Genomic DNA, 5,829 nt, shown 5'->3' with positions numbered 1-5,829 from the left:
CCCCGCCGCTGGCCCGTGCGCCGGGCGGGCCGCCGCGCCCGGGCTGGCTGCTGGCCGAGCCGCAGGCCTTGGCGCCCGAGGGCCTGCGCCTGCTGGCCGGGCCCGAGCGGATCGAATCCGGCTGGTGGGATGGCGGCGATGTACGGCGTGACTACTACCTGGTCGAAACCCCGGCCGGCCAGCGCGGCTGGGCCTACCGGCCACTGGGCGAAGGCGGGCCGTTGTGGCTGCAGGGCTGGTTCGCATGAGCGTGGGCTATGCCGAGCTGCACTGCCTGTCGAACTTCACCTTCCAGCGCGGGGCCTCGAGTGCCCGCGAGCTGTTCGAGCGGGCGCACCAGCAGGGCTACCAGGCCCTGGCGATCACAGACGAATGCACCCTGGCCGGTATCGTGCGCGCCTGGCAGGCGGCCAGGGAGACGGGCCTCAAGCTGATCGTCGGCAGCGAGGTGCGGGTGCACGACGGCCCCAGGCTGGTGCTGCTGGTCGAAAACCTGAGCGGCTACCAGCACCTGTGCCGGCTCATCACCCTGGCGCGGCGCCGGGCGAAAAAGGGCGAATACCAGCTGCTGCGCGAAGACTTCGCCGGCCCGCTGCACGGCCTGCTGGCGCTGTGGGTGCCGGACGAGCCGTTGCAGGCCGGCCCCGGCCTGTGGCTGCGCGAGGTGTTCGGCGAGCGCCTGTGGTTGGCGGTGCAACTGCATCGCGGTGCCGACGACCATCAGCGCCTGCAACAACTGCAGGGGTTGGCCGCGAGCCTGAACCTGCGCGCCGTGGCCTGTGGCGACGTGCACATGCATGCGCGTGGGCGGCGCGCGCTGCAGGACTGCATGAGCGCGCTGCGCCATCACAGCACCGTGGCCGGTGCCGGGCAGCACCTGTTTGCCAATGGCGAGCGGCACCTGCGGCCCCTGGCGCAACTGGCCGAGCTGTACCCGGCCCACCTGCTTGAGGCCACCCTGGAGATTGCCCGGCGCTGCACCTTCGACCTCGGCCAGTTGCGCTACCAGTACCCGCGCGAAGTGGTGCCCGAGGGGTACACGCCGACCGGCTGGCTGCGCACGCTGTGCGAACGCCAGGTGCCGTGGCGCTGGCCGGGGGGAATCGAGCCGGCCGTGCGCCAGACCCTCGAACACGAACTGGCGCTGATCGCCGAGCTGGGCTACGAGAGCTACTTCCTGACTGTCTACGACATCGTTCATTTTGCCCGTGGCCAGGGCATCCTGTGCCAGGGCCGGGGCTCGGCAGCCAACTCGGTGGTGTGCTTCGTGCTGGGCATCACCGAGCTGGACCCGACCCGCACGCACCTGCTGTTCGAGCGCTTTTTATCGCGTGAACGCGACGAGCCGCCGGACATCGACGTGGACTTCGAGCACGAACGGCGCGAAGAGGTGCTGCAATACGTGTTCAACCGCTATGGCCGCCACCGCGCCGCCCTGACGGCCGTGGCCAGCACCTACCATGCCGCCGGGGCGGTGCGCGACATTGCCCGGGTGCTGGGGCTGCCGCCCGACCAGATCAACGCCCTGGCCGATTGCTGCGGGCGCTGGACCGACCGCATCCCGCCGCCGGAGCGGTTGCGCGAAGCCGGTTTCGACCCCGACAGCCCGCTGCTGCACCGGGTGCTGACCTTGACCGGCGAGCTGATCGGCTTCCCCCGGCACCTGTCGCAGCACCCTGGTGGCTTCGTGATTTCCGAGCAGCCACTGGACACCCTGGTGCCGGTGGAGAACGCCGCCATGGACGAACGCACGGTGATCCAGTGGGACAAGGACGACCTGGACATGGTCGGCCTGCTCAAGGTCGATATCCTGGCCCTGGGCATGCTCAGCGCCTTGCGCCGCTGCTTCGACCTGGTGCGCTACCACCGCGGGCGCGAGCTGACCATCGCGACCCTGCCGCCGGACGATGTCCCCACCTACGACATGATCGGCCGTGCCGATACCGTGGGGGTGTTCCAGATCGAGTCACGGGCGCAGATGGCCATGCTGCCGCGGCTCAAGCCACGCGAGTTCTACGACCTGGTGATCGAGGTGGCCATCGTGCGCCCCGGGCCGATCCAGGGCGACATGGTGCACCCGTACCTGCGCCGGCGTAACAAGCAGGAGCAGGTGACCTACCCGTCGGATGCGCTGAAGAAGGTCTTCGAGCGCACCCTGGGCGTGCCGCTGTTTCAGGAACAGGTGATGGAGCTGGCCATGGTGGCCGCCGACTATACGGCGGGCGAGGCCGACCAGTTGCGCCGTTCGATGGCCGCCTGGAAACGTCACGGCGGGCTGGAGCCACACCGCGAGCGGCTGACCCGGGGCATGCTGAACAACGGCTACAGCGTCGAGTTCGCCGAGCGCATCTTCGAGCAGATCAAGGGCTTTGGCAGCTACGGGTTCCCCGAGTCCCACGCGGCCAGCTTTGCCTTGCTGACCTACGCCAGTTGCTGGCTCAAGTGCCACGAGCCGGCGATCTTCGCCTGTGCGCTGATCAACAGCTGGCCGATGGGCTTCTACAGCCCGGACCAGATCCTGCAGGACGCGCGCCGCCACCGCATCCAGATTCGCCCGGTGGATGTGCAGCACAGCCAGTGGGACTGCAGCCTGGAGCCGGTGGGCGGCGATGAACTGGCGCTGCGCCTTGGCCTGCGCCAGGTGCGCGGCTTTCGCCAGGACGATGCCCTGCGCCTGGCACAGGCCAGGGCGCAGCGGGCGTTCGGCGATGTGGCCGACCTGTGCCTGCGTGCCGGCCTGGATGCGCGGGCGCGGGCGCTGCTGGCCGATGCCGGGGCCCTGGGCGCCCTGGCCGGGCACCGTTATCAGGCGCGCTGGGAAGTGGCGGCGGTGCAGGCGCAACTGCCGCTGTTCGCCGGGGTGGAGCCGCCCCGTGAAGCGCCGGTGAACCTGCCGGTGCCCAGCGTGGGCGAGGACCTGTTTGCCGACTATGCCAGCGTCGGCACCACATTGGGCCCGCACCCGCTGAGCCTGCTGCGCCGACGCCTGAATGGCCTGGGCTGTCGCAGTTCGCAGGCCCTGGAGGGGGCCGAACACGGCGATGCGGTGAGCGTGGCGGGGCTGGTCACCGGGCGCCAGCGGCCAGGCACTGCCAGCGGCGTGACCTTCGTGACCCTGGAGGATGAGTTCGGCATGGTCAACGTGGTGGTGTGGCGCGAGCTGGCCGAGCGTCAGCGCCGGGTGCTGGTGGGCTCGCAACTGCTGCGGGTGATGGGTACGCTCGAATGCGCCGACGGCGTGCGCCACCTGATCGCGAAGCGCCTGGAAGACCTCAGCCCGCTGTTGCACGGGCTGGATGTGCGCAGCCGCGACTTTCGCTGATCACACCATCGCCAGGCGCTGCTTGCGAGTGGGCGGCGGGAAGGCGCGGTCGATGGCGCGCAGGTCTTCGCTGCTCAAGGTCAGGCTGGCCGCGGCGGCATTGAGCTGCACATGGCGCTTGTCCACCGCCTTGGGGATCGCGATCACGCCGTCTTCTCGGGTTACCCAGGCCAGCGCCACCTGGGCCGCGGTGGCGCCATGGCGTTCGGCGATCTGGTTGAGGGTCGCGTTTTTGAGCAGGCGTCCGGCCTGGGCCAGCGGGCAGTAGGCCATGGTTGGCAAGTGGCGCTTGTGGCTGTAGGGCAGCAGGTCGAACTCGATGCCGCGCTGCTCGGGGTTGTACAGCACCTGGTTGGTGGCGCAGGCCGGGTTGTCCAGCTCGCGCAGGTCATCGGTATCGAAGTTGGACACGCCCCAGCGCCGGATCTTGCCGGCCTCGCGCAGGCGCTCGAAGGCTTCGACGGTTTCCTCCAGCGGGTACTGGCCGCGCCAGTGCAGCAGGTACAGGTCGATATGGTCGGTGCCCAGGCGCTGCAGGCTGCGCTCGCAGGCGGCGGGGATGCCGCTGCGGCTGGCGTTGTGCGGGTACACCTTGCTGACCACGCAGACCTGCTCGCGACGCCCCTGGATGGCCTGGCCCACCACCCGCTCGGCGCCGCCCTCGGCATACATTTCGGCGGTGTCGATCAACGTCAGGCCCAGGTCGATGCCGTGCTGCAGGGCGGCGACCTCGGCTTTCTGCTGGCCGGGGTCTTCGCCCATGTACCAGGTGCCCTGGCCGATGACGGGTACGGTGGAGTCGCCGAGTTCGAGCGTACGCATGGAAGGCTCCTGCAAAGTGGGGAGGGTGGTCTACTGTCCTTTAGGGTTTTGTGGCGGGTCAAGCCTACCCGCATCGACATTGATTTGAATAACCAATCAATCCATCAAAAAAACAAAATTAACAAATGAGTGGCCAAGGGCGAAGATGGCCCCAGACGCTCTCCGACGACCCTCGTCGGTTCTACAACTACAAAAGGCGAATCAGCATGGCCGGACTGGACAAGCGCGTAGCGACCTATGAAGAGGCCCTCGAAGGCCTTGCCGACAACATGACCGTACTGGCAGGCGGCTTCGGCCTGTGCGGCATCCCTGAAAACCTCATTGCCGAGATCAAGCGCCGTGGCGTGCGCGGCCTGACCGTGGTGTCCAACAACTGCGGCGTCGACGGCTTTGGCCTGGGCGTGCTGCTCGAAGACCACCAGATCCGCAAGATGGTCGCCTCGTATGTGGGCGAAAACGCCGAGTTCGAGCGTCAGCTGCTCAGCGGCGAGCTGGAAGTGGAACTTACCCCGCAAGGCACCCTGGCCGAGAAGATGCGCGCCGGCGGCGCCGGCATCCCGGCCTTCTTCACCGCCACCGGCTACGGCACCCCGGTGGCCGAAGGCAAGGAAGTGCGCGAATTCAACGGGCGCAAGTACATCCTCGAAGAAGCCATCACCGGTGACTTCGCCATCGTCAAGGGCTGGAAGGCCGACCACTACGGCAACGTGGTGTACCGCAACACCGCGCAGAACTTCAACCCGCTGGCCGCCACCGCCGGCAAGATCACCGTGGTGGAGGTCGAGGAGATCGTCGAGCCAGGCGTGCTGCTGCCTACCGAGATCCATACCCCGGGCATCTACGTCGACCGGGTCATCGTCGGCACGTTCGAGAAGCGTATCGAAAAACGCACCGTCAAAGCCTGACCCGACCCCGCGCAGAACAACAAAGAGAACCTGAGCATGGCACTTACCCGCGAACAAATGGCACAACGTGTAGCCCGTGAACTCAAGGACGGCTACTACGTCAACCTTGGCATCGGCATCCCGACCCTGGTGGCCAACTACGTCCCGGCGGATATGGACGTGATGCTGCAATCGGAGAACGGCCTGCTGGGCATGGGGGAATTCCCCACCGAAGCGCAGCTGGACGCCGACATGATCAACGCCGGCAAGCAGACCGTGACCGCCCGCACCGGCGCGTCGATCTTCAACTCGGCCGAGTCCTTCGCGATGATCCGTGGCGGCCACGTCGACCTCACCGTGCTGGGGGCGTTCGAGGTGGACGTGGAGGGCAACATCGCCTCCTGGATGATCCCGGGCAAACTGGTCAAGGGCATGGGCGGGGCGATGGACCTGGTGGCCGGTGCCGAGAACATCATCGTCACCATGACCCATGCCTCCAAGGACGGCGAGTCCAAGCTGCTGTCGCGTTGCAGCCTGCCGCTGACCGGTGCCGGCTGCATCCGCAAGGTGCTGACCGACCTGGCCTATCTTGAGATCGAGAATGGCGCGTTCATCCTGCGCGAGACAGCGCCGGGGGTGAGCGTGGAAGAGATCGTCGCCAAGACCGCCGGCAAGCTGATCGTGGCCGATGATGTGAAAGAGATGACGTTCTAGGCTGATAACCGCCTTGCCTGTGCTGGCCTCTTCGCCGGCAAGGCCGGCTCCTGCAGGGAACCACGCATTCCTGTGCAGGAGCCGGCC

Annotated in this window: 4 protein-coding genes and 1 pseudogene; 4 read left to right on the top strand and 1 reads right to left on the bottom strand. The window is 67.6% G+C overall.

The window, feature by feature from the left end; translation table 11 throughout:
• A pseudogene (locus tag QMX96_RS26350) lies at nt 1–248 on the top strand (DNA polymerase Y family protein); the annotation flags it as partial.
• A complete protein-coding gene (locus QMX96_RS26345; protein ID WP_218186780.1) occupies nt 224–3,322 on the top strand; it encodes an error-prone DNA polymerase in 3,099 nt (1,032 codons plus the stop codon). The pseudogene QMX96_RS26350 and the gene QMX96_RS26345, both read left to right, overlap by 25 nt.
• Here QMX96_RS26345 and QMX96_RS26340 read toward each other — a convergent pair whose 3' ends face one another.
• Nucleotides 3,323–4,144: an aldo/keto reductase gene (locus tag QMX96_RS26340; RefSeq protein ID WP_043862942.1), complete on the bottom strand. Its 822-nt coding sequence runs from the start codon at nt 4,142–4,144 to the stop codon at nt 3,323–3,325.
• Nucleotides 4,145–4,350: 206 nt separating this feature from the next.
• On the opposite strand from QMX96_RS26340, the gene QMX96_RS26335 reads away from it, so the two are divergent.
• Together QMX96_RS26335 and QMX96_RS26330 are read left to right on the top strand one after the other, a co-directional pair.
• Complete coding sequence (locus tag QMX96_RS26335; RefSeq protein ID WP_043862941.1) at nt 4,351–5,049, top strand: CoA transferase subunit A; 699 nt, start codon at nt 4,351–4,353, stop codon at nt 5,047–5,049.
• 36 nt (nt 5,050–5,085) lie between these two features.
• Nucleotides 5,086–5,742: a CoA transferase subunit B gene (locus QMX96_RS26330; protein ID WP_054915387.1), complete on the top strand. Its 657-nt coding sequence runs from the start codon at nt 5,086–5,088 to the stop codon at nt 5,740–5,742.
• Nucleotides 5,743–5,829: the final 87 nt, after the last annotated feature.

Origin of the sequence: Pseudomonas sp. PS01300 (assembly GCF_029960155.1) — a bacterium.
Classification (GTDB): domain Bacteria; phylum Pseudomonadota; class Gammaproteobacteria; order Pseudomonadales; family Pseudomonadaceae; genus Aquipseudomonas; species Aquipseudomonas palmensis.
This window is presented reverse-complemented; position numbering and strand designations above follow the sequence as displayed.